Source organism: Psychrobacillus lasiicapitis (genome assembly GCF_006861795.1).
Classification (GTDB): domain Bacteria; phylum Bacillota; class Bacilli; order Bacillales_A; family Planococcaceae; genus Psychrobacillus; species Psychrobacillus lasiicapitis.
Genome location: NZ_VDGH01000014.1, coordinates 1 through 26150 on the forward strand (window position 1 = coordinate 1; position 26150 = coordinate 26150).

Here is a 26150-nt window from a genome sequence, read left to right on the forward strand (position 1 = left end):
TGAGCCAGGATCAAACTCTCCATAATAGAGAACTTAAAAAGCTCATTTTGTTTTGCTGGCATCATCATTAAATGATGTCATAATTGTTTTGCTATCAGACTAACAAGTTAATCTGAAAAGCTATATTTCTTAACGTTTTGCATGTTCAGTTTTCAATGTTCATGGTGGAGCCTAGCGGGATCGAACCGCTGACCTCCTGCGTGCAAGGCAGGCGCTCTCCCAGCTGAGCTAAGGCCCCTAAATTATTAAATGGTCGGGAAGACAGGATTCGAACCTGCGACCCCTTGGTCCCAAACCAAGTGCTCTACCAAGCTGAGCTACTTCCCGTAATATATGGCGCGCCCGGCAGGAGTCGAACCCACAACCTTCTGATCCGTAGTCAGACGCTCTATCCAATTGAGCTACGGGCGCATATATTTTTCATAAAAGTGGTGCCGAGGACCGGAATCGAACCGGTACGGTAGTCACCTACCGCAGGATTTTAAGTCCTGTGCGTCTGCCAGTTCCGCCACCCCGGCACTTTAATGAATCTTTGGAGCGGAAGACGAGGTTCGAACTCGCGACCCCCACCTTGGCAAGGTGGTGTTCTACCACTGAACTACTTCCGCTCGGTTATAAAATTAAATGGTGCGGGTGAAGGGAGTCGAACCCCCACGCCTTGCGGCGCTAGATCCTAAGTCTAGTGCGTCTGCCAGTTCCGCCACACCCGCGTGTATAATTCACATAAAAGTGATGAGCCATGTAGGATTCGAACCTACGACCCTCTGATTAAAAGTCAGATGCTCTACCAACTGAGCTAATGGCTCGTACTATGGTGCCGGAGAAAGGACTTGAACCCTCAACCTACTGATTACAAGTCAGTTGCTCTACCAGTTGAGCTACTCCGGCGTTTGGAATAAATATGGTGGAGGATGACGGGCTCGAACCGCCGACCCTCTGCTTGTAAGGCAGATGCTCTCCCAGCTGAGCTAATCCTCCTGGGTATTAATATGTATGTTTATTCCAAGCCCAGCGACGTCCTACTCTCACAGGGGGAAACCCCCAACTACCATCGGCGCTGAAGAGCTTAACTTCCGTGTTCGGTATGGGAACGGGTGTGACCTCATCGCCTTCATCACTAGACTTGTATAAACTTTTGAAAGACAAGTTCTATTATAACACCTTCACAGAAAATTTCAAGTGTTTTTTTAAAAAATTATTCTTTCAAAACTGGATAAACGACATCTCTACAATACATACATTTGGTTAAGTCCTCGATCGATTAGTATTCGTCAGCTGCACGTGTCGCCACGCTTCCACCCCGAACCTATCTACCTCATCGTCTTTGAGGNTTTCCCATTACGCAAGTAAGTAAGATCCCTCAAAGACGATGAGGTAGATAGGTTCGGGGTGGAAGCGTGGCGACACGTGCAGCTGACGAATACTAATCGATCGAGGACTTAACCAAATGTATTTATTGTAGAGATGTCGTTTATCCAGTTTTGAAAGAATAAATAAAAATTATTAAAATAACTATTGCAATTTTATCTAGTTATGGTATAATAAGACTTGCCTTTCAAATTAATATGTCTAGTGATGAAGGCGAAGAGGTCACACCCGTTCCCATACCGAACACGGAAGTTAAGCTCTTCAGCGCCGATGGTAGTTGGGGGATTCCCCCTGTGAGAGTAGGACGTCGCTGGGCATAGAAATATTCCGAAGTAGCTCAGTGGTAGAGCAATCGGCTGTTAACCGATCGGTCGTAGGTTCGAGTCCTACCTTCGGAGCCATTAATGGAGAGCTGTCCGAGTGGCCGAAGGAGCACGATTGGAAATCGTGTAGGCGGGTAACCCTGTCTCAAGGGTTCAAATCCCTTGCTCTCCGCCAGATAACTTCTCTAATACATAATGGCCCCTTGGTCAAGCGGTTAAGACACCGCCCTTTCACGGCGGTAACACGGGTTCGAATCCCGTAGGGGTCACCATTCATTTATAAGATATACCAGCATTAAACGGAGGATTAGCTCAGCTGGGAGAGCATCTGCCTTACAAGCAGAGGGTCGGCGGTTCGAGCCCGTCATCCTCCACCATTAAATTAAATTAGTAAGTATAATATTATCGCGGGGTGGAGCAGTTCGGTAGCTCGTCGGGCTCATAACCCGAAGGTCACAGGTTCAAATCCTGTCCCCGCAACCAAATGGTCCCGTGGTGTAGCGGTTAACATGCCTGCCTGTCACGCAGGAGATCGCCGGTTCGATCCCGGTCGGGACCGCCATTTAATTTATTTGTTTGAGATTTAGGATAAGCAAGCAGGTCGAGGAAGCAATCGAGTGAAAGAAGGAGCGTACCTAAGTACGTGACTGATAGAACGAGTGCAGCTGACGAAGAGATGCGAAGCTTAGCGTAAATCGAAATGGCTCAGTAGCTCAGTCGGTAGAGCAAAGGACTGAAAATCCTTGTGTCGGCGGTTCGATTCCGTCCTGAGCCACCATTAATAAGCCGGAGTAGCTCAATTGGTAGAGCAACTGACTTGTAATCAGTAGGTTGAGGGTTCAAGTCCTTTCTCCGGCACCACTCTTGGAGGGGTAGCGAAGTGGCTAAACGCGGCGGACTGTAAATCCGCTCCTTAGGGTTCGGCGGTTCGAATCCGTCCCCCTCCACCAGTTTTTAGGGGCATAGTTTAACGGTAGAATAGAGGTCTCCAAAACCTTTGATGTGGGTTCGATTCCTACTGCCCCTGCCAATTAATAAGTTAACTTGAATAATGGCGGTTGTGGCGAAGTGGTTAACGCATCGGATTGTGATTCCGACATTCGTGGGTTCGATTCCCATCAGTCGCCCCATATTCCTAATAAGTTAGCTCTTTTTTTATTTTATAATGGCGGTTGTGGCGAAGTGGTTAACGCATCGGATTGTGATTCCGACATTCGTGGGTTCGATTCCCATCAGTCGCCCCATTGGGGTATAGCCAAGCGGTAAGGCAACGGATTTTGATTCCGTCATGCCCTGGTTCGAATCCAGGTACCCCAGTTTATTTGCGGAAGTAGTTCAGTGGTAGAACACCACCTTGCCAAGGTGGGGGTCGCGAGTTCGAACCTCGTCTTCCGCTCCATTATTTCCTCCGGCGGCATAGCCAAGTGGTAAGGCACAGGTCTGCAACACCTTTATCACCGGTTCAAATCCGGTTGCCGCCTCCAGTTTTATAAATTAAACTTTGATACTTATATTTTGCCGGTGTGGCGGAATTGGCAGACGCGCGGGACTCAAAATCCCGTATCCTCTGGATGTGTCGGTTCGACCCCGACCACCGGTATCTTAGCTAAAAACCAGTTAATACAAGAAATAATAAAACACCCTCAAATGTTGATTTGATAACATTTAAGGGTGTTTTTGGTTTATATAATAGAGGCCAGCTTTTTGCTATTAGATTTTAGGTAGAAAACATAAAAGATACTGGAGGATAGCGTTGGATATGTAACACTAAATACATGTTTAGCACATCAACTATTTTCTTGCGAAACAGGTAGATATTATAATAGATTTGATAGATATATTTCCTTACAAAAGTGTGTATTATCGAAAAAGTTAAGGATGACTACATACCAAAAGAAGTTACCTATAGTATAAAACTTTAGTTTAGAACTTACATATTTTAATTAATATCAAACACTAATGCTTTTATTAACCGCCTGTTCCACCTATTAAATTCGGTAAAAACATAATAAATGGCTCTGCAAACATAAAAACAAATAGTAATATGATTAAGGCTATTGTAAATGGAAGTGTCGCTTTAGCAACTTGTTCTAAAGACAATCCACTAATAGCACTAGCAACGTTAAGGTTATCCCCAACCGGTGGTGTTAAAAAGCCAATTTCTGCTGCTAAAATCATGATAATTCCAAAGTGCACAGGATGCATTCCTAATTCTGTTACAACAGGCAATAAAATAGGGGCTAATAATATAATTCCAGCTAATGTTTCCATAAACATTCCGATAAACACAAGTAGTATAACAATTGCAGAAAGAATAACCCAGGAGCCGACAGGAAGAGATGTTAAAAACTCCGCAATTAATATTGGGATTTTCTCTATTGTAAGAATTCTTCCATAAGTAGAAGCAGTCGCTATAATAATAAGGATTATCCCAGAAATTAAAGTTGTCTGCTTAAATAATTCAATTGCATCTGCCCGTTTTATTTCCTTATAAATAAAAATTCCTAAAAAAGCACTATATGCTACTGCAATACCTGCCGCTTCAGTAGGAGTAAATATTCCTCCGTAAATTCCACCTAGTACAACGATTGGCATTAAAAGCGTCCATTTTGCTTCATTAATATACTTAAAGCGTTCTTTCCAAGTAGCTTTTTTTCCGGATCCAATAAACCCTCTTTTTTTAGAGATAATATAACTAATCGACCAAAGTAACACTGCGATAAATAAACCAGGTATGATGCCTGCAATGAATAAATCGCCAATAGAAGTATTTGTTGTAATACCATAAATAATTAAAGGTATACTTGGTGGAATAATTATCCCAAGAGTTCCAGCGGAAGCAACTACTCCTGAACTGAATCCTGGATCGTACTTTTCTTTTACCATCGCTGGAATCATAATTCCCCCGATTGCTGCAACTGTTGCAGGACCAGATCCACTAAGTGCGGCAAAAACGGTACAAGCCAAAATTGCAACCCCAGCAAGTCCCCCAGTCTGGTGACCAACAAATGACTTTGCGACATCAATCAATCTTCTAGAGAGCCCTCCGTGTTCCATTATTAATCCAGCAAATACAAATAGTGGAACTGCCATCAAAGCATAAGAATCTACTGTAGTGAACATTCCTTGTGCAATGAACTGAAGTGGCATTTTTTCGGTGATCAATAATGTTAAAACGGATGATATACCAAGTGCAAACGCAATAGGAACACTAAGAACCATTAAAATAATAAAACTTCCAAATAATATTAGAGTAGCCATGCTCACACCCCCTGTAAAATTAATGGCTTTCTTTTATGTTTTTCAATTCCTTAAAGCCATTTACGATATGTTGGGTAACTCTAAATGTCATTAATAAAGCTCCCATTGGTAATCCAAGATATACAATATACATTGGAATTCGGTTGGCAGGTGATACTTGTCCCATGTTGAACTGATTCATAACTGTTTGAACACTATAGTAATCTACAAATATTAGAAAACCTACCCAACAAAATAAAGCAATTATCTTAAGGATTTGACTATAAGTTGGAGAAATTTTATGAAGTATATTTACTAAAAAGTTAAATTTTACATGTCGCTGATATCTTACCGCAAAGGCTGCACTTGTATAAACAAACCAAACAAATGCATACCTGGATAATTCCTCGGACCATGTCAATGACTCATTAAAGATATAACGCATAACAACTTGGAAGATACATAAAAATGAGAAGAAAATTAATAAAATTGCGGATAAATACGTTTCAACATGGTCATCCAAATGTTTATAAAGATTCATTAAAGTCGCCTCCTTGAACACATTTAAACTAAATTACACCCAGAATTTCGTGATTAGATAATGGTATAATCGCCAATTTTCTGGGTGCTAATCTAGAAATTATTATTTTATTGCATCTAGGAATTTATCGTTTCCAGTAGCTTCAAGTAGTTGGATTAGCTTTTCTTTATCCACTTTATCTGCATTCTTTTCATAAAAAGGCACAGAAGCTTCAATCCATGCATTATATTCTTCATCAGTTAGGTCTCTAAAGATAGCACCTTCTTCTTCGAGCTTAACTCTTAGCTCTGCATCGATGGAACTATTTAATTCTCTCAAATACGTAACCGTATCATTTATAGATGATTGGATTATTGCTTGATTTTCTTTAGAAAGGCTATTAAAGAAATCTTTGTTCATAATATAGATTTCAGGATCATAAATATGCCCAGTTGTTGTAATATACTTACTAACCTCGTGGAATTTACCCGAATGGATTAGTCCAAGAACGTTTTCAACTCCATCGACAACACCTTGAGATAAACCTGTAAACACTTCAGTGAAAGCTAAAGGTGTTGGATTTGCTCCTACTTCTTTCCAATAAGCGATATGCATAGGGACTTCCATCGTACGAATCTTCAGCCCGTTGATATCCTTAGGTGTAACGATTTCTCCTTTATTGTTGGATAAGTGTCTATAACCAAGTTCACCATAATTCAATCCAACAAGTCCGCTTTGTTCTAATCCTTTCAATAATTCTTGTCCAAATTCACCATCAACAACTTCATGTGCTGTCTTTGAATCTTTAAAAATAAATGGAAAATCAAATATTTGTAGTGCAGAAGAGAAGTTTGCAAGTACTCCAACTGAAGGAGAAGACATCTGAATATTACCTGCTTGTGTACTTTCTATCATTTCTCTTTCTCCACCTAGTTGACCATCAGGATAAATATCTACTTCGATATTCCCATCAGATCTTTCTTCAACAAGCCTTTTAAATTCCATAAATGCTTTATGTTGAGTAGTTTCTGTAGAGACAACATGCGCTGCCATAATGGTGATTTTTTTATCACTACTTGAAGCAACGCCACTACTACTTGACGTTGAATTTGTTTTAGAACACGCTACTAGTGTTAATGCAACAACAGCTAAAAGTAAAAACAATAACTTTTTTTTCAATTTCTTCATATCCCCTTTATCAATGTGATAGGAACTTTCTTTTAGAACACACCATTCAATTACTTCATATGAATAATTTTAAAGTCATAGTTTTTTTATATCTTCGCTCCTTTCAGTCGATTGTCGACATCAAAATTTTATTTTTTAATTCGCCAATACCTTTAATACGAACTACCATTTCATCTTTAGGATTTACGGGACCTACTCCAAAAGGGGTTCCTGTAATAATTACATCTCCCGGAAGAAGGGTCATTATTTTGGAAACATAACTCACGATATAATCTATTCCGAAAATTAAATTTTCAGTATTGGAACTTTGCTTTAATTCACCATTTACATGGAGAGTGATATCTAAATTACTGGGATCGATGTCTCTTACAATACCTGGGCCAATTGGACAAAATGTATCAAACGATTTTCCCCTAGTCCACTGTCCATCAGAAAATTGTAAATCTCGTGCTGTTACATCATTTGCGATTGTATAACCCAAAATTGCGTCTTTAGATTCTTTTTCAGTTATGTTTTTAGTTTTCTTTCCAATGACTATTCCTAATTCTGCTTCATATTCAACATGATTAGTTTGTTTAGGGTAAATAACTACATCCTCTGTAGCAATTACCGTGGTGTTTGGTTTAAGAAAAATAAGTGGTTCTTTCGGTAGTTCAAGATTAACCTCTTTTGCATGATCAACATAATTAAGGCCAATACAAACTACTTTGGAAGGCTCAGTAGGGGGTAATAATTTTAAATCTGTTATGTCTAATTCTTGTTCTGTCACAGTAAAATTGGTAAAAATGTCTCCGTCAATCACTTTTACTTTTCCGTCTTTTAATAATCCATACAATATATTACTATTTTGATTTTCAAATCTAATTATCATCGTAAATAACTCCTTTCATATTTCTTTGATTTTTTACATAACCCATAAAAAGGTAACAGTAGATTGCGTTATATTAACCAGGTAACAGATTAATAGTTTTAATACTCTATGTTCAGGGTAATCACATTTATTCTCAGCTAGAACTTTTCTAAAGTTTTTTTAGTAGTCATATTGTCGACTATCGACAATATAATAAAAATATGGAGGGAATTATGTGACCAAAAAAAGGATTATTGCCTATAATCGATTGGAGAAACCAGTATTAGAAGAATTAAAAAGTAAGTATGACGTTAAGTTTTTTAAAAACATAAATACTAAAACTGACAAAGTCTTTCTAGATTACTTAGAAAAAACGGAAGGGATTATTGGGCTAGAATTAGAGGTTGATAAGGATTTATTAGTAAATGCCCCGAATTTGAAAATCGTCAGTAATGTTTCTGTTGGCTATAATAATTTAAATTTGGAAGAATTAGCGAAGAGGAATATTCTAGCAACAAATACACCAGATGTATTAACAGATACGGTTGCCGATACTATATTTGGTTTATTATTAGCTACGGCAAGACGAATCCCAGAGTTAGACCATTACGTTAAATCAAAACAGTGGAATGACCCACTAGAATCAGAACATTATGGCATAGATGTGCATCATAAAACATTGGGGATTATTGGAATGGGGAAAATAGGGCAAGCAATTGCTCAGCGTGCAAACCTTGGATTTGATATGAAGATTTTATACAATTCTCGTAATAAAAAGCCGAAAGCTGAAGCAAAGTATAATGCTACTTATTGTAGTTTGGATGAATTACTTAAACAATCTGATTTTGTTATACTAATCACTCCATTAACGGAGGAAACAAATGGTTTTATTGGTCGAAGGGAGTTTCAACTGATGAAAAAGTCAGCCATTTTTATCAATGGGTCTCGAGGAAAAACCATTATAGAAAAAGATCTCATTGAATCATTAAAAAATGGGGAAATTGCCGCAGCTGGTCTCGATGTTTTTAAAATAGAACCGGTTGAACATGATAATCCATTATTAAACATGAAAAATGTTGTGACACTTCCTCACATTGGTTCTTCAACCTATGAAACTGAGTTGAAAATGTCTGAACTAGCGGCTAAAAATCTCGTTGCTGGTCTAAATGGTGAAAAACCACCTTCTTTAATTAATACGGACGTTTGGGAAAATATTAAGCCATTAGTAAGTAAAAAAACAATTGACAAGTAAAAAAATAGATTTATATTCTCTTACTAATTGTCGACAATCGACTAACTGGCTGATCTCTTCATTAAGGCAATATTAAGGGGGAATATCATTTATTATGAATGATTCCATCAAACAAAAGTCCTTAGGTGAACTTGTAGCAAATGAAATAAGGAAAAGTATCTGGAATAAAGAACTAGAATTCGGCCAAAGGTTAATTGAAAATGATTTATCGGAAAAGTACGATGTTAGTCGGAGTACAATAAGAGATGCACTGAAAATTCTTGAATTTGAAGAATTGGTAATTAGTAAGCCAAGAAAAGGCACTTATATTTCTCCGTTTTCTAATAAAGATTGGCGAGAAATAATTGAACTTCGAACGATGGTAGAAGCTTATGCTTTCGTTAAAGTAATTCCAAAACTTGAAAGTGAGCAAATCAAGAAATTAGAGATGATTCTAGAAGATATGAATATCAATACAATAAATGAAAATTGGAACAATTTATTTGACTTAGACATGAAGTTTCATAGTTACGTTGTAAATTTATCTGGAAATTCTCGAGTTATTAGAATTTACGAATCCATTCAGGTTCAAATAAGAACTTTTCTTGTTAATCTTGATAAATATTATTCTAACCACCAGTCATTCTATGAAGAACAAAAAGAACTATTTGAAACTATGTTAACGAAGGACCCTGAACTAATTGATAAAAAGATCCGTATCCATATTGAATATGTAGAAGGTGAACTTCTGGCAGATGACCAAAATGCAATTAATGATTAATTAACTTTATTAGAGGTGATAAGAATGCAAAACTTATTGTTTATTGATGGAAATTGGACTGGGGAAAACTTGGAGAAGTTTCCGGTCTACAACCCGGCTACTGGTGACATAGTATCTGAAGTCCCAAAAGGCGGTAAAGAAGAGGCGTTTGCAGCCGTGGAAGCAGCACATCGAGCATTTGAATCATGGTCTGACACTACTGCTTATGAGCGAGCAGCTCTACTGAAAAAGTACTTTCATGTAATTATTGACCATGAAGAAGAACTAGCAGAATTAATGACAAAAGAAATGGGAAAGCCGTTTACTGAAGCAAAAGGTGAAGTTCATTATGCTGCGAACTATATTGAATGGTACGCAGAACAGGCAAAACGGATTTATGGTGAAACAATTCCTAGTCATGATAAAAACAAACGACTTCAAGTTTGGAAAAAACCTATTGGTGTTGTTGCTGCAATTACACCATGGAATTTCCCAGCTGCCATGTTAACGAGAAAAATGGGTCCAGCTTTAGCTGCTGGATGTACAGTCGTTATAAAGCCAGCAAGTGACACACCATTAACGGCAATTAAACTTGTAGAATTGGCGGAAGAAGCAGGGTTTCCAAAGGGAGTTATTAATATTGTAACTGGTTCTTCTAGTGAAATAGGTGGTGTCTTTTTATCAGATCCACGAGTAAAAAAGATTACCTTCACGGGTTCTACGGAAGTTGGAAAAGTTCTAATGCGACAAGGTGCTGACACCGTGAAAAAGCTAAGTCTTGAGCTTGGTGGTCATGCACCGATGATTGTTCTTAACGATGCAAATATCGAAACTGCAGTTCAAGGAGTCATGGCTTCAAAATTTAGAAATGGTGGTCAGACTTGTGTTTGTGTTAATCGGGTTTATGTACAGTCTAAAATCTATGAACAGTTCATCGATGTCTTTGCTGCTCGAGTAAAGGAACTTAAAGTAGGTAATGGGATGGAAAGTGGTGTAAATATCGGTCCGTTAATTAATCAGGCTGCCGTGGAAAAAGTCGCTGAACATGTCCAAGATGCTGAAAAAAATGGTGCTACAGTAGTTGTGGGTGGCGGCCAGCCAGAAGAAAAAGGGAATTACTATTTGCCAACAATCATTAAAGATGCAAATGAAAATATGTTAATTATGCGTGAAGAAACATTTGGTCCAGTTGCCCCAATCCAAAAATTTGAGAGCATTGAGGAAGCAATTAAATTAGCAAATGATACACCATATGGTTTAGCGGCATATGTTTTTACAGAAAATATTTCGCAAGGTACAAAAATTATTGAAAGATTAGATTATGGAATTATCGGTTGGAATGACGGAGCACCTTCTGCTGTGCAAGCTCCCTTTGGGGGCATGAAAGAAAGTGGGCTTGGCCGCGAAGGCGGTCATCAAGGGATGGATGATTTTCTAGAAATACAATATGTATCGATCGGAATCTAAACATATATTAGGGGGAGAAGAAATATGTCAATAACACACGGGAAAAATTTAAAAGAAGAGTTAGTAGAGTTAGACAAAAAGCATTTTATTCATCCGACATCTAATATGAAACAACTTCAAGAGGATGGTCCAACATTTATTTTTACTGAAGGTGATGGGATTTATTTGAAGGATGTAGAAGGAAGAAAATTAATCGACAGTCTTTCTTCCCTATGGAATGTAAACATTGGACATGGGCGCAAAGAACTTGCAGAAGTCGCAAAAAAACAAATGGAAAAACTAGCATTCACTTCTACTTTTAATAACTGGAGCCATGAACCCGTTATAAGACTTGCCGCTGAAATTGCAAAATGGACACCTGGAGATTTAAATGCGACATTCTTTACTTCTGGTGGATCGGAAGCTAATGATACTGCTTTTAAAACTGTTCGTCATTATTGGAAAATTAAAGGTCTACCAGAAAAAAAGAAAATTATATCTAGAAAACTTTCTTATCATGGCGTTGCTATGGGAGCTACAAGTGCAACGGGTATTGAACAATTTCATACGTTTACTACGTCAATTGCTCCCGATTTTCACTATGTCGATAGTTCAGTAGAATCATTGAAAGAACTGATTGCAAAAGAAGGTGCTGATACGATTGCTGCATATATTTCAGAGCCTGTTCAAGGATCTGGTGGAGTAAATCTTCCTCCCCAGGGATATTTCCAAGCAGTTAGAGAAATTTGTGACGAAAATAATATTTTATTTATTGCAGATGAAGTGATTTGTGGTTTCGGTCGTCTAGGAACCAATTTCGGTATTGAACGATTCGGTGTGATTCCTGACATTATTACAATGGCTAAAGGTATAACGAGTGGATACGCGCCATTGGGGGGGATGATTCTTTCCGAAAGACTTCATAATGATATCATTGAAAAAACGGAAGGAAACTTCTGGCATGGGTATACGTATAGTGGTCATCCGACTGCAGCTGCTGTTGCACTCAAAAATTTAGAAATTATTAAGAACGAAAATCTAATGGATAATGTTAATATAGTTGGAAAACAGATGCTTGAAGGTTTCGAGTGGATTAAGGAACAAAATGATAATGTAGACAATGTTCGTGGAATGGGCTTACTAGGAGCGATTAGTCTAGAAAAAGCTTCAAAATCTGTTGAACCAATCGGGCCTAAAATAGTTGCAAAAGCACTTGAAAAAGGATTAATTTGCCGTTCTGTTATTTACGACGGACAAGATACTCTTGCATTCGCTCCACCACTTATAATAACGAAAAATCAAATGGATGATATGATTACAATCATCAATGAATCTATTAAAGCAGTAAAATAGTATGGGCAGGTTGGCATTTATGCCAACCTGTTTTGTGTTATGCTCCAGAGTTGCATGTTCTCATTATCTGGATAATTTTTACTAACAATTATTTATCACCTATCATGCTGATATATGAAAAACTATATAATCGAGCATTGGAACTAAAACAATTACTTTCTTCAACTATATACGATGAATAGAGATCTAAAAATACTTATTGAATCTGCTAACTTGGTGATGCCAGATTTACATTGGGAATATTGGAAGATGAATAATTTGAAAGAGGAAATGGTAGATACAGAGAATGAAACAGTATTAAATCTATACAAATCCGTCGGGTTTGAGGTCATAGAAAAGGAAAATAGATATTTTATTGAGCTCTAATTGTTAATTTCTTTCGACAGAGGGTCTTCGTTTAATGGTCATTGAGAGAAATTTATTAGTTAATTGTTTAATAAAAATGAAAACAGGGAAGTTAATAATATAGAAGTTGGCTAGGTGAAAGGTATTTCAGAGTGAGCCGACGTATAGAAAAATATTAGAAAAATGGGGGTCCTAAAAATGATAAAAAAATATAACTTCATTATGAATGGTAAAATTATAGAAGTAAATGCTTCCTCTAAAGTAGAAGCGTATAAAAAAGCAATGGCGATAAACTTTGAAATGGATAAGGAAAAGAATCTTCCTACAAAGAATTGTGTATATTCCTGATAAAAATTTGATGAGGACATTAAAACAGGAATATATTGCAGCTTGTTGAGAGCTATATCGACGCTTTTTAAGTAAGCCTAAAACGATTCGATTATGTCAGCCATAATCGAGTCGTTTTCGTTAATAAATGTATTAGAGAGCTAAAAGTGAATTGAGTTTAAACCAAGATGGAGAGGATATCGGCCTGAACATGTAGTTGAATGGGGAACAATAAAAGGCAGGTTCAACAAATTAACCTGCCTTAACTTTATTATATTAGTATGAGTTCGTGTTATAGTCTATACCGCTTTCATCATCTATGCTGGTCTAAAAGAATTTGATTACCATCTGGATCTTCAATTGTAAAATATGCAGGTCCTTCTGTAGTTTCATCCGCTTCTTGCAGTATTTTTATTCCTTTTTCTTGAAGCTGTTTTTGAAGTTCTCGAACATCTGTAAACGCCTCAAGATTTTCTGCATTACTATTCCATCCAGGATTAAAAGTTAGAATATTATTTTCAAACATACCTTGGAAGAGGCCAATTATACAATTATCATTTTTCATGATAAGCCAATTTTGTGTAATATCTCCTCCCATAGCTTGGAAACCGAGGTTTTCGTAAAATGTTTTTGATGTATTTATGTCTTTTACTTTTAAACTTACAGAAAATGCTCCTAAATTCATATCATAACCGCCTTTTAGTCAGAATTATTAATAAGTATAAGAGAGTAAACGAAATTATACAAGCACCAGAGAAGAGCATCATAACCCTGATGGCTCCATGGGAATAACTACGCTAGTGATTCCTTGAAGTCAGAATGGAGATTGTATTAAATTCATCTATTTGGTATATTATTAAGTATATATAATCTTTGATGTGGCCAAGTAAATAAGAATTGTGAAACAGAAAATATAGCAGCTTGCTGAGAGCTATATCACCGCTTCTTGTTGAAACCTACCACGGAGATGTTATGCAAACATAACCGAGTCGTTTTCGTTAACAAACGTATTAGAGGGCTAAAAGGAATTTTAGCTAAACTAAGGTGGTACCACGTCTATCCAGCACAGAGACGTCCTTTTCCGAGGACTGCTCTGTGCTTTTTATTATTAGGAGGGAACTTTATGACAAGTCAACAACAAAATGATTTTTCGAAATGGTATATCGACACAATTCAGAAGGCAGATTTAATGGACTATACGCCAGTCCGTGGGTGTATCGCATTTAAACCAGATGGCTTTGAGATCTGGGAACATATTCAAGCTGAAATGGATCGACGTTTTAAAGAGACTGGACATCGCAATGCCTATTTCCCAATGCTTATTCCGGAATCATTTTTCCAAAAAGAAAAAGATCATATCGAAGGCTTTTCACCAGAGCTTCCATGGGTAACAGAGGCGGCAGGTGAAAAATTAGAAGAGCGTCTAGCACTTCGCCCAACTTCTGAAACGATGATTGGTCATTTATATTCTGACTGGATTAAGAGTTACCGTGATCTACCTGTACTTATCAACCAATGGGCAAACGTATTCCGTTGGGAAAAGAAAACTCTTCCTTTCATACGTACTTCTGAATTTTTATGGCAAGAAGGGCATACTGCGCATGCAGATGAAGAAGAAGCACGCAAGGAAACAATGCAGATGCTTAACATCTATAAAGAGGTAGTAGAAGAGCTATTAGCAATTCCAGTATACGATGGTCAAAAAACACCTTCTGAACGCTTTGCTGGGGCTGTAGATACGTATTCCATTGAAGCCATGATGAAAGACGGAAAAGCAGTGCAAGCTGGTACATCTCATTACCTTGGAACAAAGTTTGCGGAAGCATTTGATATTAAGTATTTAAATAAAGAAAACAAGCATCAGCATGTGCATACAACATCGTGGGGAACATCTACACGTCTAATCGGTTCGGTTATTATGGTTCATGGTGACGAACAAGGGCTTGTATTGCCACCACGTATTGCACCAACTCAAGTTGTATTAATACCAGTAGGACCTTGGAAAAAGAATCCTGCTATTATGGAAAAACTAGATGAAGTTTTTGCTTCCCTTAAAGCAAAAGGTATTCGTGTACGTTTAGACGATTCTGACCAATCTCCTGGCTACAAATTCAATGAGTGGGAGTTAAAAGGAGTTCCAGTTCGTGTGGAATTAGGACCACGTGATTTAGAAAATAACCAAGCATTATTAAAAGCGCGTGACGAAGCGGACAAAGTAACTGTAGATATTCCTAATCTAGTGGAGCGTATTGAAGAAGAACTAGCAACTATGCAAACACGTTTACTAGAAAAAGCTCGTGCATTCCGCGATCAAAACTCGCATACACATGTGAACTCATTAGAGGAGTTAAAACAACATCTTACTGATTCAACTGATAAAGGAGAAATCCCAGGCTGGATTCTTGCTGGATGGTGTGGCGATGACGCTTGTGAGGAGAATGTGAAGAATGAAACGAAATTTACGACGCGTAATATTCCATTCAACCCACCTACTGAAAAAGCAACATGCATCAACTGTGGCAAGGATTCGAAACATACTGTATGGTTCGGTCGTGCATACTAATTAAATAGAAAATATAAGTTAAAAAATCAACCATTGCTTGTTAAATGGTTGATTTTTTATTTTTTCAACATTTCATGTAAGATAAATGAAATACATTCGTCTAATTATTAAAGAAAGGGGGGATCCCTTGGAGAAGAGCTTAATAGAAAAATGGTTTGAGCTATACGAACAAGATATAACCAGCTTTCTAATATACTACACTGGATCAATGGAAATAGAAGATCTGGTACAAGAAACATTTCTTCGAGCGTGGAGCAAAATAAATAAATATAATGAGAGCTCCCATCCAAAAACATGGCTTATATCCATCGCCAGAAATATGGTAATAGATCGTTACAGAAGAAATCGAGTTTGGAGCAAAATCAGGCATACCTTATTACAAGAGCAGAATTTTTCTAATAGTACAGAACAGCATATCATTCTAAATCAAGAAAACAGCCATTTATACAATGCTATTAGTCAGCTTCCATCAAAATATAAAGAAGTCATCATTCTTAAAGGGATTTTGGAGATGTCATCCAAGGAAGTTAGCCATGTGATGAAAAGTAATGAGAATAATATAAATGTGATATATCATCGCTCCTTGAAAAAAATAAAGACACTCTTAGAAAAGGAGGGATATGAATATGGAGGATTATAAGGAACTGCAAAATCGTTTGAGAAACCTTCCAAAGTATTCACTGGAGAATGAACAAAAAGAAAAATTATTGTATACGTTGAGAGCTAAGCAAAATATAGTTAAGAAACCAGTCTTATTAAAGCCAATATTTACGATTGTAGCCATATGCTCTATACTTCTTTTGCTTTTATTAACGCATGAAGATTATTACAAATTAAGTGCACAACAAGGAACAGTTTTTACATTACCAGATAGAGATCAAGAAGTACTGGGAGTGGAAGGTAGGATAGGGATTCTTGTTTTTAATGAACAATTTGTTGCAGAGGACAAGAGAAGAGTGTCCAAGATGATGCTTTACTTCTGGGGAGATGAGCATGCGCTTGTGGACAAAAAGTTCAGAGTAGAAGCGGTAAATATAAAAAGAGAAAAGATTGTGTTAACAGAAGGTGTTCTCTCAAGCGGCCTTTATAGTGAGGATGCTCATACATTAGCTAGATTTATTCCGTTCCCATCAGAAGGGGAATGGCAGTTATCGTTTTATGTGGAAGATGTACTATTCGAAGCATTTACAGTTAATGTCTTCCCACCATTCCCTAAAACGGAAAACTATGCACTCGTTGATTCTCCAAAGGAAATTCCAATCGGTGAAGCTTATGAAGTATATTTACAAAGTACACTTGGAGAAAAGGAAATAATCGAGGTGAAGTTACTCGATAACAAAGGGAGAGTAATGGAAACTACCGTTTTTAAGCAGGACAATAGCGTGATAGACGGTGAAGGGGGAGGAATAATTTATTATTACAAGGGTAATCTAACATGGAAAGATCATGGAATGTGGAAGCTCCTTATTGATGGAGAACAAACGAGAATATTTGAGAATTAGTATGAAAAAGTATTCAAACTCTTGATGATAGTTTATACACATAATTTTCGATAAAATAATAGTAGAGACGTTCCTTCATTAAATGAAAGGAACGTCTCTATCTACATAATGTATTTACACTAATACTACAGAATCTTTGGAGGAAGATAATATTACTGGCTGTTCAATATGCGTTGCTTTCACATCAAACTTAGGATGAAGGGTTTCTAATTGATCACCTAGTAATAACTTAATTGCATAATAGGGGAAATTAATATCGGAAAGACAGCTTATATGTAATCCACCACTCATACGAGGGTTAATTTCTAATAGTTTTGGGATACCGTCTTTATATCTTACTTGGATATTGAACACATAAGGAATTTTATATTGTGCAGCCATTTTCTCAGCGATTTCGATTAATTCTTTATTGTATTCAATCTCACGAATTCGTCCATTTCCTTTTTTCCTCGGTATTGCCGTAAGTAGAGTTCCATCAGCTTCGGCTAGACAGTCAATGCTATACTCATAACCATCGAGATATTCTAAAACCATCAAGTCGGGGAAATGCTCCTGCGTTTGTAAAATTTTAATAGCTGTATCATAAGAAATCTTTTGTGAGGAAGCGGTACTGAATATAAAAGGAATAGTATCTGCTTTATTATCGATAATACGGAATCCGCTCGCACCTTCTCCAATGACAGGCTTAATACATAGCTTCGTATTATTCTTACTTAATGCCTCATAAGCAGCTTGGAATTCTTTCGCATTGTTGACAATTCGGTAGGAAGGGATAGCTACTATAAAATTCCCTTCATTCGCTTGGTTTTCTAAGGATCGATACATCGCTGCTTTATCATCTACTATGGCCATTAAATCACCATCTGGACAAACTAACACTTTTACACCGATTTCCTCGAATTTGTCTAAGTGTTGAGAGATAAGCACATTTTCTTTTCGTGGAACAAATACATGAATCTGATTTTGTATGCAGAAATCTATACAAAACTGTAAATATTCTTCTCCCTCGATATCTGGTTCTGTCCCTGATACATCACAGTAATTAAAATACACAGTATCTGGATTAGGGTGTGTACCGTAAATAACGAACTCCTGTTGATCCGGGTTATGTCGAATCATCTCCATGTAGTGGGCTACAGTTGAAAACCATCTATTGAACCAAATATTAATCGGCATGTTAATTCCTCATTTTCTATGTAATATTTTAGGATAATTAAAGAAAATTATATTATTAAAACGCCCCTCCACAAAAGTGGGGAGGAGCGTTTTACATAGTAGGAAATCGCAGAGCACACTAATTAAAGATCGTTTGCTATTGCAATGGATGGTCATTAGTCATGAGTCACAAAGTGAAAGGTTAGAGGTCATTGGTTTGTCTAATTCAATTTGAGAGTGATTTCCTAACTATGCCCTGATAAGGAGTCTCACCTTACCAAGGGTTATGCGTATTTTTCATCATCAAAATTAATCGTGATGGAGTAGTTTTTGGCATTGATGATCCCTGATAGCTTGTTTGCTTCTTTTTCGTATTGTAGAGCATTTACACGATACTCTTCAGGATTAAATAAGGCAACCTGGACATAGGTGGTTCCATCACCGTATCCGTATTGTACTCTTTCTTTTTCAGAGACACCTAATTGTTTATATATTCTTGCTTGGGCACGCATTTGTGTAGCGAGCTCTATTGCTTCTACAATTGTATAAGCTTTGTCTTTAAATGTAACTGTATTGCTTATATTCGCTTCATAGATAAGTTTGTCGAGCGTTCGAATATCTTTTCGTGTTAATGTAATTTCATTGTCTACAACAGAGACCGTACGAGGTCCAATTTCAGGAGAAGTGCCTTTTTCAATAGTTATAAAAGCTACGCGCATAATTTCTTCTTCGAGCTCATGAATTCTCTTTAGTAAAATACTTTTTAGTTTAACAGCCTCAGCTAACGAAATATTTGCCATATGTCAAATCTCCCATTCTCTATTATTTTTATGTAAAACAGAAGAATTTGCTTCTCCACCATGAATTTGAGTGAACATTGTTTCCATCGACTGGATTAGTTTTTGACCTTCCTCGATATTCATTGATGGACGGAGGAAGACGATTTGAACGGCATCCGTTGTTGTTTCAGTTACTGCTGTACGGATTGAATCGACAAATGGACTACCAAATGCACAGGCCGTATCTTGAAGCGTAAGTATATTATGTAATTTGTTTTCTCTACCATTCAATCCTTCATAAGTCGTGTCTTCATTGCCAATAGAGATTTGGATATCTCCTTCAATCTTTTCTAAATCGTATATGCCCATTGGTATTTCATAGCGCAACGAGAAGAAATTATTTAAATCTACTGCTGAATGCATTGGTGTGATATAATTTTGTTTTGCAATTCGTCGATATAGTGCTTCGGTTGAGTGACGGTATCTGTTTGGATCAGCACCAAACTTTTTCCACATAGCTCGCCATTCTTTTATACCGTCAAATTCGGTAACTTTTTTCTCTTCCATTTCAAAGAAAAGCTGTTCTTGAAATAATTGGAGACGACCTTTAAGCATTTGAGGCGAAGGAGAAACGACAATTTTGGTATAATGAATAATGCCTATTTTAAAATTAGGTTCGATTTGCAATAAAGAATCATTTAATGTAAACATCATAGCAACCATCCTTACAACTATTTTCTTAAGTGTATCATAAGAAGGGAGAACAATTGTGAATATCAATCAATTTCAACAACAACTAATAGAATACGCAGCTTCCATTGGAATTGATAAAATTGGGTTTACGTCTGCTTCTCCATTCAAAGAATTAAAAAATAGATTAATTCGCCAACAAGAGCTAGGATATGCTTCGGGTTTTGAAGAATCGGATATTGAAAAAAGAGCGCATCCAGAGCTTTTACTTTCTGATGCAGAGAGTATAATTTCGATTGCCATAGCGTATCCATCGAAAATGAAAGATGCTCCGAAAAGTATAAAAGGTGCGCGACGGGGAATCTTCGCTAGAGCTTCTTGGGGAACGGATTATCACACCGTCTTACGAGAAAAGCTCGCACTCTTAGAGTTATATATATTAACCCATATACCGGATGCAAAACTGCGTTCCATGGTAGACACGGGTGAGTTGTCCGATCGTGCAGTTGCAGAACGTGCTGGAATCGGTTGGAGTGCCAAAAACTGTGCGGTTATTACTCCTGAATTTGGCTCTTACGTATATTTAGGTGAGATGATCACATCCATTCCATTTGCTCCAAGCGAACAGATGGAGGATCAATGTGGCGAGTGTACACTTTGTTTAGATATTTGTCCGACTGGGGCATTAATTCAAGGCGGACAGTTAAATGCACAAAGATGCATTGCTTTTATCACACAAACGAAAACAATGGTTCCAGATGAATTTCGCACAAAAATAGGGAATCGTATATATGGGTGCGATACTTGCCAAACGATTTGCCCGAAAAATAAAGGAAAAGCGAATTTGCATCAAGAAGCATTTACACCAGATCCAGAGCTTGTAAAGCCACTGCTTCTCCCATTGCTGAACATGACGAATCGGACGTTTAAAGAGACATATGGACATATGTCTGGTGCTTGGAGAGGGAAAAACCCAATTCAGCGAAATGCCATATTAGCGCTTGCTCACTTTAAAGAAGTGTCCGCTGTACCAACATTGATTGAACTGATGGAAAAGGATGCTCGTCCAGTTATAAGAGGAACAGCAGCTTGGGCTATTGGAAAGATAAATACAGAAGAGGGTCTAACTGCATTGAAGAAAGCAGAGCAAAACGAAAAAGTAGAAGAAGTACTGGCAGAAATTCGTAAAGGATTAGAGTTTTATACTATTGAGAAATAGGAAGTGGAAATAGTGAGTATTAATATCGTGTTATATCAACCAGAAATCCCTGCAAATACAGGGAATATCGCTAGAACATGTGCAGGAACAGGAGCAAAATTACATTTAATCAGACCTCTTGGATTTTCGACAGATGACAAAATGCTAAAACGAGCTGGCTTAGACTATTGGGAGCATGTGGATATTACGTATTACGATGGGTTAGATGAATTTTTTGAGGCACACCCAGAAGCGGAATATTATTTGATCACAAAGTTTGGAGCAAAGCCGCATACTACTTATAACTTTAGTGACGCGGAGAAGGATCATTTCTTTATTTTTGGTCGCGAAACGAAAGGGTTGCCACGTGAACTAATTGATGCGCATCCCGACCGAGCGCTTAGAATCCCGATGAATGATAATATTCGTTCCTTAAATTTATCTAACACGGCTGCTATATTAATATATGAAGCGTTAAGACAACAAGATTATCCTAATTTACATTAAAAAAAACGGACGAGCCCATAAAGGCATCGTCCGTTTTAACATACATTCTTATTTTTTAGATGCACCTGGTTTGTCATCATATCCTGCAGTGAAGATCGCAGTAAGGAATGCTACACAAACGCCAAGAACTAGGATTAATCTCATATTAAGCGCCTCCTCCAGTATATTCAACCATAAGTATACATCACTTTAAGGTAAAAAGAAATATTGGCAAAAATGAATTTATGGCAAAAAATGTACCTTTTGAGAGTTGCATCTGCCATCTAATTCTACTAGGATATAGAAAAGGAGTGATTTTTTAAATGAGTAATTTGAAAAATGGTCCAGAAAACGGTTCGATGGCAACAAATATGGAAGAAGTAAAGCAACTAGGAAAACAAATGGAGAAGCTTCGCGATGACAATGAGCTAGAAAAAGATCATCGAGTATCTGATCCGGCACAATCAGATGATACTTCTTCTATTAAACAAAGGAAAAACGACTGAGCTTTTCAGTCGTTTTCTTTAAAAGAAAGGATGATCAATATGGAATTACATATGGATTCAACAAAACGTTTAGCAAACGGAGTAGAAATGCCACGTATTGGTTTAGGAGTTTACAAAATGACCGAACCAGATATTGCGCTACAAGCAATATCCACTGCCTTAGATAATGGCTATCGTCATATTGATACGGCTTCTCTTTATGCAAATGAGAAAGAAGTAGGAGAAGCAGTTCGCAACTCTAAGCTTCCAAGAGAAAAAGTTTTCATCACAACAAAAGTATGGAATACCGATCAAGGATACGATCAAACATTAAAAGCGTTTGAAAAGTCCTTAGAGCTTCTTGGCTTAGATTATATAGATTTGTATTTAACCCATTGGCCAGTAAAAGAAACGTTTGTGGATACATACCGTGCAATTGAGCGTTTATATGAAGAGAAGCTGATTCGTGCAACAGGAGTTTCGAATCATCATCAGCATCATTTAGAAGCAATTGCAGCAAAAGCCAATATTCAACCAATGGTAAACCAGATTGAATGTCATCCAAGATTGACACAAGTGAATCTTAGAAATTATTGTACGGAAAAAGGAATTGCAATAACTTCCTGGTCACCTCTAGCAAGGGGGAGATTGCTCGATGAATCTACTTTAAAAAACATTAGTGCTAAATACGATAAAACAACCGCACAAGTAATTATTCGTTGGCACTTACAGAATGATTTAATCGTCATTCCAAAATCAGTGACACCTGCTAGAATAATAGACAACTTCCAGGTTTTTGATTTTGAGCTGTCAGCTGAGGATATGCAACATATCGATGCACTAAATTTAGATGAAAGAACTGGGATGGATCCAGATACTTTTTAGATTGTCTAAGTGAATTAAGAGGTACATGAATTCTATTCATGCCTCTTTTTCTTTTGTTTCGCTTGTTTTATTTCTTTCATTTGTTCCTGATATTCTTTCTCTACGTCAGTAGTTGTCGGGATGAAGGGCTGCTGATTATAATCGGTTCTTTTACCGTATCGTAACATCTCGTAAATAATCATCCCGTTATTAGGCATCCCATTTAAAGTTTTCATCGGCACCAAATCAAACAAAACATAGTAAAACGCATAAAAAATAAAGCGTTCCCAAAAATCCTTTTGTTCTTGTATGAATCCATTTGCTAAAAGCGCATTAATAACTAATGCAAGTAATAGGTTAACGAGAATGGGACCAGCGTAAATAAAAATATAAGCAAATTTATTGTTTCTTTTTATATCATCATAAGAAAACCAACTATATAGATGATAATATTTTCGAACATCGAAAATTCCTATTTTAAAAATCCGAGGGCCAGATCCAATAGTGAGCCTTGGGTTTTCCACACCTAAAAGTTTACTTACAATTAAGTAGCCACTCTCTCTTAAAAAAACTACAATAGGCAAAATGATGAAAGCTGAAATAACTACTGATAGTAAATCCGCAAATCCAAACAAGTATATCGCTTCCCTTTTATTCAAGATACTACACTACTTTATGAATACCCATGTTAATTGAAATAAGTCTTGTAATCATTTTCCAAAAGATATGTTAATACTTTTTATATTTAACAGAAACTAGTAGAGACTCTAGGCATATTTTGTTTAGTTGATATATGACAGGGAAGACAAATAAAGAGTATGCATATAAATAATTTCAAAGAAAGGAATGGGAATATTGAATATGAATGAACAAAACAAACAACCATATGCCGATCAATTGAGCGCACAAGAGCGATTACAAACAGCTGCAATTGCGATGGAATCTAACAAGCTACTTCATGCGACTGATATGAACGGAAAAAGGGGCACTAATACTACAGTGGACCTTCAAGTAGTCGAAGAATTGATACAGGACTGGCCAACACTCTCCAAAAAAGTAACGCAAAAAATGATCGAATTTTATGGCCCTCCTAATGACACTACTCATTCAACAATTGTTTGGTACTATAATGGTCCATGGAAGAAAACAATTGTTTATAAGGAAGGGGTTCCCCATGATTTTCCGGAACCTCATGTAGATATGCTCGAACAATTTATAGATTATCATGTACCAGCATATAAAGCTGGGGAAATAGCAAAACTAGAAGGTAGCCTTGTTATTGATAGAACAAGAGGAGAGGTCTCCGTACATTGTGATAACGAAGGTGCCAATACTTTGTCTATGAATATGATGCATGAAATAGTAACTGGTAAAAGGACTGCTGAAGAAGCTCGAGAAAAAATTGCGGAACAAATTACCGAGTTTTTGATGAACAGACCTGCACCCTATGCAGAAAAGTTTCAGTTTGAACTTCCTCAAAAGGAACAGGTGGATCCGGATGTGACAATTGTGAAGGATGAGGAGCTAATGCAGGCAGTGGAAAGCGCAAAGAAAGAATTAAATTTATAAAAAAATCAGTCTCGGAGAATAAGTTTTCCGAGACTGATTTTTCGATTTTTGAAGGGAAAAAGGCAGTGCTATCTCTTGTCTTCTACGATTATTATTTCGCCTGTAATCGGATGAACAAATTGCACTTTAAAAGCATGCAATTCATACGTTTTAGTAGGTGTTTTCTTTGCTCCGTATAAATCATCACCCACAATCGGATGACCTAGATGGGCAAAATGGACACGGATTTGATGTGTACGACCCGTTTCTAATATGGCATGTACCTTTGTAAACTGTGGATGTCTGCCGGCTACTTCGTAATGTGTGATGGCTTGTTGACCGGAAGGGGAAATCCGCTTTCTCGTTGGATGATGGCGATCGTTTCCGATTGCAGCCCGAATCGTGCCATGCTGGTTTTTTAACTGTCCTTCCAAAATTGCCTCGTACGTGCGGATAATTGTTTTATTCTCCAGCATACGATCGAGCATTCCTTTTACAATCGGGTTTTTCGCAACTACGATCAAACCTTTTGTGCCTTCATCAATTCGGTGAACATGTTCCCCATAATTTTGACCTTTACTTGATAAGTAGTGGGATACTGTATTCATAAATGTATGATTTTGACCATCTTCGTTCGGATGAGTTGTAACACCACGAGGTTTAGATGCTATTAATAAGTATTCATCCTCATATGCAACATATAACGGGATTTGGTCGGAAGGGACGTAATTGGACGATTCCCCTTCCCATTTAAAAACTAATACATCTCCTTTTTTGTTTGGTAATTTCCATTGTAATAGTTCCCCACTAGTATTACTCACAGCTTTTTGCATACGTAAATCATGGATAAGTTTTTTCCCGAGCTTCCAGTTGTTTTGTAAGATCGTCTCAATTGTTAGTCCGTCTTCCGGAACTGTATAAGTTAATGTATGTAGCATCCTTTATTCTCCTTTAAAAAAGGTCATGTCTAGAGGACACGACCTTTCCAATTATTTTAGTACAACTTGATCAAAAAATGCTTGAATATTTTCATTTGGTTGTGCACCAGTCATTCTCGCCACTTCTTTTCCATCTTCAAAATAAATAGTTGTCGGTGTAGCTTCGATTAAATAGTCATCCCAACCTTGTTCGTATTCCAGTACATTATATTTTACTATATCTACTTTGTTTTCCTCTGCAAGTGGCGTTAGTCTTGGTGTCATTTCCTGACAGTGCACACATTCTGGACTGAAGAAATAAGCAGTAACAGGCTCGCCGCTATCAATTTTCTTTTTTAGATCATCTGGAAGGATAATATTTTGGTAGTTGGGATCTTTTATAAGATCAATTGTAGACTGTCTTAATTCTTTTTTATCGTAAGGGTTGTCCGATAATGCTTGCTTGTTTTTTTGATCATTCAATACGAATATTAATACGAAAACTAATATAATGATTCCACCGAATATGGCTAATTTCTTCATAATGATTTTTCCTCCTTCAAACTTCTTAATACAAGTACACTACTAACCGCGATTAAAGTGAAAGCAATAAGTGCTAAAAATGGAATTGTAATAAATCCTAAATAATTTATGTACTCGCCAGTACAAGGGACTCTCCCACAAGCCGGTGCAGAATCTTGCATAAAGTCTAACTTTTGAATGCTATAATGGTATGCAGAAATACAAGCCCCAATGATTGAAAATGCAAGGGAAGTAAGTGCAATTTTAGCATTTTTTTGGACGTAAGCAATTCCTACTATCAATACGAGTGGATACATGAGTATTCGTTGATACCAGCATAATTCACAAGGCTCATACTGTTTTATTTCAGAAAAGTATAACGAACCAAGTGTAGCAGTAAAAGCCACTACCCACATAAAAAGCATTAAATTTTCAACTTTTTTTGTCATAGGCCTCTCCTTTTAAATACTTTGAACTCAAATCAAAGTAT

Annotated in this window: 26 protein-coding genes, 25 tRNA genes, 2 rRNA genes and 2 other annotated features; of the genes, 31 read left to right on the plus strand and 22 right to left on the minus strand. The window is 37.1% G+C overall.

What is annotated here, in order from left to right; genetic code table 11:
- Positions 1–162: 162 nt before the first annotated feature.
- From FG382_RS19855 to rrf (FG382_RS19900), 10 genes are all read right to left on the minus strand, one after another.
- A tRNA-Ala gene (locus FG382_RS19855) sits at positions 163–238 on the minus strand.
- 12 nt (positions 239–250) lie between these two features.
- A tRNA-Pro gene (locus FG382_RS19860) sits at positions 251–327 on the minus strand.
- Positions 328–334: 7 nt separating this feature from the next.
- Positions 335–411: transfer RNA gene (locus tag FG382_RS19865), tRNA-Arg, on the minus strand.
- An 18-nt stretch (positions 412–429) separates the two neighbouring features.
- A tRNA-Leu gene (locus FG382_RS19870) sits at positions 430–518 on the minus strand.
- A 15-nt stretch (positions 519–533) separates the two neighbouring features.
- Positions 534–608: transfer RNA gene (locus tag FG382_RS19875), tRNA-Gly, on the minus strand.
- A gap of 17 nt (positions 609–625) precedes the next feature.
- Positions 626–710 (minus strand) — tRNA-Leu (locus tag FG382_RS19880).
- Positions 711–733: 23 nt separating this feature from the next.
- A tRNA-Lys gene (locus tag FG382_RS19885) sits at positions 734–806 on the minus strand.
- Positions 807–812: 6 nt separating this feature from the next.
- Positions 813–888 (minus strand) — tRNA-Thr (locus FG382_RS19890).
- 14 nt (positions 889–902) lie between these two features.
- Positions 903–978, minus strand: a tRNA-Val gene (locus FG382_RS19895).
- Positions 979–1006: 28 nt separating this feature from the next.
- Positions 1007–1122: ribosomal RNA gene (gene rrf / locus FG382_RS19900) — 5S ribosomal RNA — on the minus strand.
- A 138-nt stretch (positions 1123–1260) separates the two neighbouring features.
- Positions 1261–1330 (minus strand) — a sequence feature (23S ribosomal RNA rRNA prediction is too short).
- A 238-nt stretch (positions 1331–1568) separates the two neighbouring features.
- Here rrf (FG382_RS19900) and rrf (FG382_RS19905) point away from each other — a divergent pair.
- The 17 genes from rrf (FG382_RS19905) to FG382_RS19985 all read left to right on the plus strand — a co-directional run bounded on the left by rrf (FG382_RS19905) (position 1569) and on the right by FG382_RS19985 (position 3291).
- Positions 1569–1684: ribosomal RNA gene (rrf, locus tag FG382_RS19905) — 5S ribosomal RNA — on the plus strand.
- A 10-nt stretch (positions 1685–1694) separates the two neighbouring features.
- A tRNA-Asn gene (locus FG382_RS19910) sits at positions 1695–1769 on the plus strand.
- 5 nt (positions 1770–1774) lie between these two features.
- A tRNA-Ser gene (locus tag FG382_RS19915) sits at positions 1775–1866 on the plus strand.
- Between the two features lie 22 nt (positions 1867–1888).
- Positions 1889–1963 (plus strand) — tRNA-Glu (locus FG382_RS19920).
- Positions 1964–1992: 29 nt separating this feature from the next.
- A tRNA-Val gene (locus FG382_RS19925) sits at positions 1993–2068 on the plus strand.
- Between the two features lie 29 nt (positions 2069–2097).
- A tRNA-Met gene (locus FG382_RS19930) sits at positions 2098–2174 on the plus strand.
- 3 nt (positions 2175–2177) lie between these two features.
- Positions 2178–2253, plus strand: a tRNA-Asp gene (locus tag FG382_RS19935).
- Between the two features lie 140 nt (positions 2254–2393).
- Positions 2394–2469 (plus strand) — tRNA-Phe (locus FG382_RS19940).
- Between the two features lie 7 nt (positions 2470–2476).
- A tRNA-Thr gene (locus tag FG382_RS19945) sits at positions 2477–2552 on the plus strand.
- 5 nt (positions 2553–2557) lie between these two features.
- A tRNA-Tyr gene (locus FG382_RS19950) sits at positions 2558–2641 on the plus strand.
- 6 nt (positions 2642–2647) lie between these two features.
- Positions 2648–2721: transfer RNA gene (locus FG382_RS19955), tRNA-Trp, on the plus strand.
- A 24-nt stretch (positions 2722–2745) separates the two neighbouring features.
- Positions 2746–2821 (plus strand) — tRNA-His (locus tag FG382_RS19960).
- Positions 2822–2859: 38 nt separating this feature from the next.
- Positions 2860–2935: transfer RNA gene (locus tag FG382_RS19965), tRNA-His, on the plus strand.
- A gap of 1 nt (position 2936) precedes the next feature.
- A tRNA-Gln gene (locus FG382_RS19970) sits at positions 2937–3008 on the plus strand.
- Between the two features lie 7 nt (positions 3009–3015).
- Positions 3016–3090 (plus strand) — tRNA-Gly (locus FG382_RS19975).
- Between the two features lie 11 nt (positions 3091–3101).
- Positions 3102–3175, plus strand: a tRNA-Cys gene (locus tag FG382_RS19980).
- 33 nt (positions 3176–3208) lie between these two features.
- A tRNA-Leu gene (locus FG382_RS19985) sits at positions 3209–3291 on the plus strand.
- A 368-nt stretch (positions 3292–3659) separates the two neighbouring features.
- Here FG382_RS19985 and FG382_RS19990 read toward each other — a convergent pair.
- From FG382_RS19990 to FG382_RS20005, 4 genes are all read right to left on the minus strand, one after another.
- A complete protein-coding gene (locus tag FG382_RS19990) occupies positions 3660–4952 on the minus strand; it encodes a TRAP transporter large permease (RefSeq protein ID WP_142540616.1) in 1293 nt (430 codons plus the stop codon).
- 19 nt (positions 4953–4971) lie between these two features.
- Complete coding sequence (locus tag FG382_RS19995; RefSeq protein ID WP_142540617.1) at positions 4972–5472, minus strand: TRAP transporter small permease; 501 nt, start codon at positions 5470–5472, stop codon at positions 4972–4974.
- Between the two features lie 102 nt (positions 5473–5574).
- Complete coding sequence (locus FG382_RS20000) at positions 5575–6639, minus strand: TRAP transporter substrate-binding protein (protein ID WP_142540618.1); 1065 nt, start codon at positions 6637–6639, stop codon at positions 5575–5577.
- Positions 6640–6742: 103 nt separating this feature from the next.
- On the minus strand, positions 6743–7510 hold the full coding sequence (locus FG382_RS20005) for a fumarylacetoacetate hydrolase family protein (RefSeq protein ID WP_142540619.1): 768 nt from the start codon (positions 7508–7510) through the stop codon (positions 6743–6745).
- Between the two features lie 214 nt (positions 7511–7724).
- Here FG382_RS20005 and FG382_RS20010 point away from each other — a divergent pair, with 214 nt between their 5' ends.
- The 6 genes from FG382_RS20010 (at position 7725) to FG382_RS22820 (ending at position 12972) form a co-directional block, all read left to right on the plus strand.
- Entirely contained in the window at positions 7725–8741 is a 1017-nt protein-coding gene (locus FG382_RS20010) for a 2-hydroxyacid dehydrogenase (RefSeq protein ID WP_142540620.1), read from the plus strand.
- Between the two features lie 94 nt (positions 8742–8835).
- Positions 8836–9501 (plus strand): GntR family transcriptional regulator, encoded by a 666-nt coding sequence (locus tag FG382_RS20015; RefSeq protein WP_142540621.1) that lies wholly within the window; start codon positions 8836–8838, stop codon positions 9499–9501.
- Between the two features lie 24 nt (positions 9502–9525).
- Positions 9526–10947 carry an NAD-dependent succinate-semialdehyde dehydrogenase gene (locus FG382_RS20020; protein ID WP_142540622.1) on the plus strand — a complete coding sequence of 474 codons (1422 nt, stop codon included), beginning with the start codon at positions 9526–9528 and terminating at the stop codon, positions 10945–10947.
- Positions 10948–10971: 24 nt separating this feature from the next.
- Positions 10972–12279 (plus strand): aminotransferase family protein, encoded by a 1308-nt coding sequence (locus tag FG382_RS20025; RefSeq protein ID WP_142540623.1) that lies wholly within the window; start codon positions 10972–10974, stop codon positions 12277–12279.
- 174 nt (positions 12280–12453) lie between these two features.
- The gene (locus tag FG382_RS23075; protein WP_211356433.1) at positions 12454–12645 is read left to right on the plus strand and encodes a hypothetical protein; all 192 of its coding nucleotides are present in this window, start codon (positions 12454–12456) and stop codon (positions 12643–12645) included.
- A gap of 177 nt (positions 12646–12822) precedes the next feature.
- The gene (locus FG382_RS22820) at positions 12823–12972 is read left to right on the plus strand and encodes a hypothetical protein (protein ID WP_170206592.1); all 150 of its coding nucleotides are present in this window, start codon (positions 12823–12825) and stop codon (positions 12970–12972) included.
- Between the two features lie 292 nt (positions 12973–13264).
- Here the strand turns inward: FG382_RS22820 and FG382_RS20030 are convergent, their stop codons facing one another.
- Positions 13265–13636, minus strand: a complete 372-nt coding sequence (locus FG382_RS20030; protein ID WP_142540624.1) for a VOC family protein — start codon at positions 13634–13636, stop codon at positions 13265–13267.
- 179 nt (positions 13637–13815) lie between these two features.
- Positions 13816–14033: a binding site (T-box leader), on the plus strand.
- A 41-nt stretch (positions 14034–14074) separates the two neighbouring features.
- Here FG382_RS20030 and proS point away from each other — a divergent pair.
- The 3 genes from proS to FG382_RS20045 all read left to right on the plus strand — a co-directional run bounded on the left by proS (position 14075) and on the right by FG382_RS20045 (position 17016).
- Positions 14075–15514: a proline--tRNA ligase gene (proS, locus tag FG382_RS20035; RefSeq protein ID WP_142540625.1), complete on the plus strand. Its 1440-nt coding sequence runs from the start codon at positions 14075–14077 to the stop codon at positions 15512–15514.
- An 85-nt stretch (positions 15515–15599) separates the two neighbouring features.
- A complete protein-coding gene (locus FG382_RS20040; protein WP_244950551.1) occupies positions 15600–16154 on the plus strand; it encodes an RNA polymerase sigma factor in 555 nt (184 codons plus the stop codon).
- Positions 16141–17016, plus strand: a complete 876-nt coding sequence (locus FG382_RS20045; protein WP_142540627.1) for a hypothetical protein — start codon at positions 16141–16143, stop codon at positions 17014–17016. Before FG382_RS20040 ends, FG382_RS20045 begins: the two co-directional genes overlap by 14 nt.
- 114 nt (positions 17017–17130) lie before the next feature.
- Here the strand turns inward: FG382_RS20045 and FG382_RS20050 are convergent, their stop codons facing one another.
- From FG382_RS20050 to FG382_RS20060, 3 genes are all read right to left on the minus strand, one after another.
- The gene (locus FG382_RS20050; RefSeq protein ID WP_142540628.1) at positions 17131–18192 is read right to left on the minus strand and encodes an ATP-grasp domain-containing protein; all 1062 of its coding nucleotides are present in this window, start codon (positions 18190–18192) and stop codon (positions 17131–17133) included.
- 263 nt (positions 18193–18455) lie between these two features.
- Entirely contained in the window at positions 18456–18971 is a 516-nt protein-coding gene (locus FG382_RS20055) for a hypothetical protein (RefSeq protein ID WP_142540629.1), read from the minus strand.
- A gap of 3 nt (positions 18972–18974) precedes the next feature.
- Positions 18975–19664 carry a B3/B4 domain-containing protein gene (locus tag FG382_RS20060; protein ID WP_142540630.1) on the minus strand — a complete coding sequence of 230 codons (690 nt, stop codon included), beginning with the start codon at positions 19662–19664 and terminating at the stop codon, positions 18975–18977.
- A 55-nt stretch (positions 19665–19719) separates the two neighbouring features.
- Between FG382_RS20060 and queG the strand changes: the two genes are divergently transcribed.
- From queG to FG382_RS20080, 4 genes are all read left to right on the plus strand, one after another.
- A complete protein-coding gene (gene queG / locus FG382_RS20065) occupies positions 19720–20859 on the plus strand; it encodes a tRNA epoxyqueuosine(34) reductase QueG (protein ID WP_142540631.1) in 1140 nt (379 codons plus the stop codon).
- Between the two features lie 12 nt (positions 20860–20871).
- Entirely contained in the window at positions 20872–21345 is a 474-nt protein-coding gene (gene trmL / locus FG382_RS20070) for a tRNA (uridine(34)/cytosine(34)/5-carboxymethylaminomethyluridine(34)-2'-O)-methyltransferase TrmL (RefSeq protein ID WP_142540632.1), read from the plus strand.
- A gap of 302 nt (positions 21346–21647) precedes the next feature.
- Positions 21648–21830, plus strand: coding sequence for a hypothetical protein (locus FG382_RS20075; RefSeq protein ID WP_142540633.1), 183 nt, complete (start codon positions 21648–21650; stop codon positions 21828–21830).
- 39 nt (positions 21831–21869) lie between these two features.
- On the plus strand, positions 21870–22694 hold the full coding sequence (locus FG382_RS20080; RefSeq protein ID WP_142540634.1) for an aldo/keto reductase: 825 nt from the start codon (positions 21870–21872) through the stop codon (positions 22692–22694).
- 32 nt (positions 22695–22726) lie between these two features.
- Here the strand turns inward: FG382_RS20080 and FG382_RS20085 are convergent, their stop codons facing one another.
- Positions 22727–23308 (minus strand): hypothetical protein, encoded by a 582-nt coding sequence (locus FG382_RS20085; RefSeq protein WP_142540635.1) that lies wholly within the window; start codon positions 23306–23308, stop codon positions 22727–22729.
- 226 nt (positions 23309–23534) lie between these two features.
- On the opposite strand from FG382_RS20085, the gene FG382_RS20090 reads away from it, so the two are divergent.
- Positions 23535–24242, plus strand: a complete 708-nt coding sequence (locus tag FG382_RS20090; RefSeq protein WP_142540636.1) for a hypothetical protein — start codon at positions 23535–23537, stop codon at positions 24240–24242.
- A 68-nt stretch (positions 24243–24310) separates the two neighbouring features.
- On the opposite strand, the gene FG382_RS20095 is transcribed toward FG382_RS20090, so the two are convergent.
- The 3 genes from FG382_RS20095 to FG382_RS20105 are packed head-to-tail and all read right to left on the minus strand — an operon-like array spanning position 24311 to position 26109.
- The gene (locus FG382_RS20095) at positions 24311–25159 is read right to left on the minus strand and encodes an RluA family pseudouridine synthase (protein ID WP_142540637.1); all 849 of its coding nucleotides are present in this window, start codon (positions 25157–25159) and stop codon (positions 24311–24313) included.
- 51 nt (positions 25160–25210) lie between these two features.
- Positions 25211–25681, minus strand: a complete 471-nt coding sequence (locus FG382_RS20100) for a thioredoxin family protein (RefSeq protein ID WP_142540638.1) — start codon at positions 25679–25681, stop codon at positions 25211–25213.
- Positions 25678–26109 carry a disulfide formation protein C gene (locus FG382_RS20105; RefSeq protein WP_142540639.1) on the minus strand — a complete coding sequence of 144 codons (432 nt, stop codon included), beginning with the start codon at positions 26107–26109 and terminating at the stop codon, positions 25678–25680. The genes FG382_RS20100 and FG382_RS20105 overlap by 4 nt, the downstream gene beginning before the upstream one ends.
- Between the last annotated feature and the right edge of the window lie 41 nt (positions 26110–26150).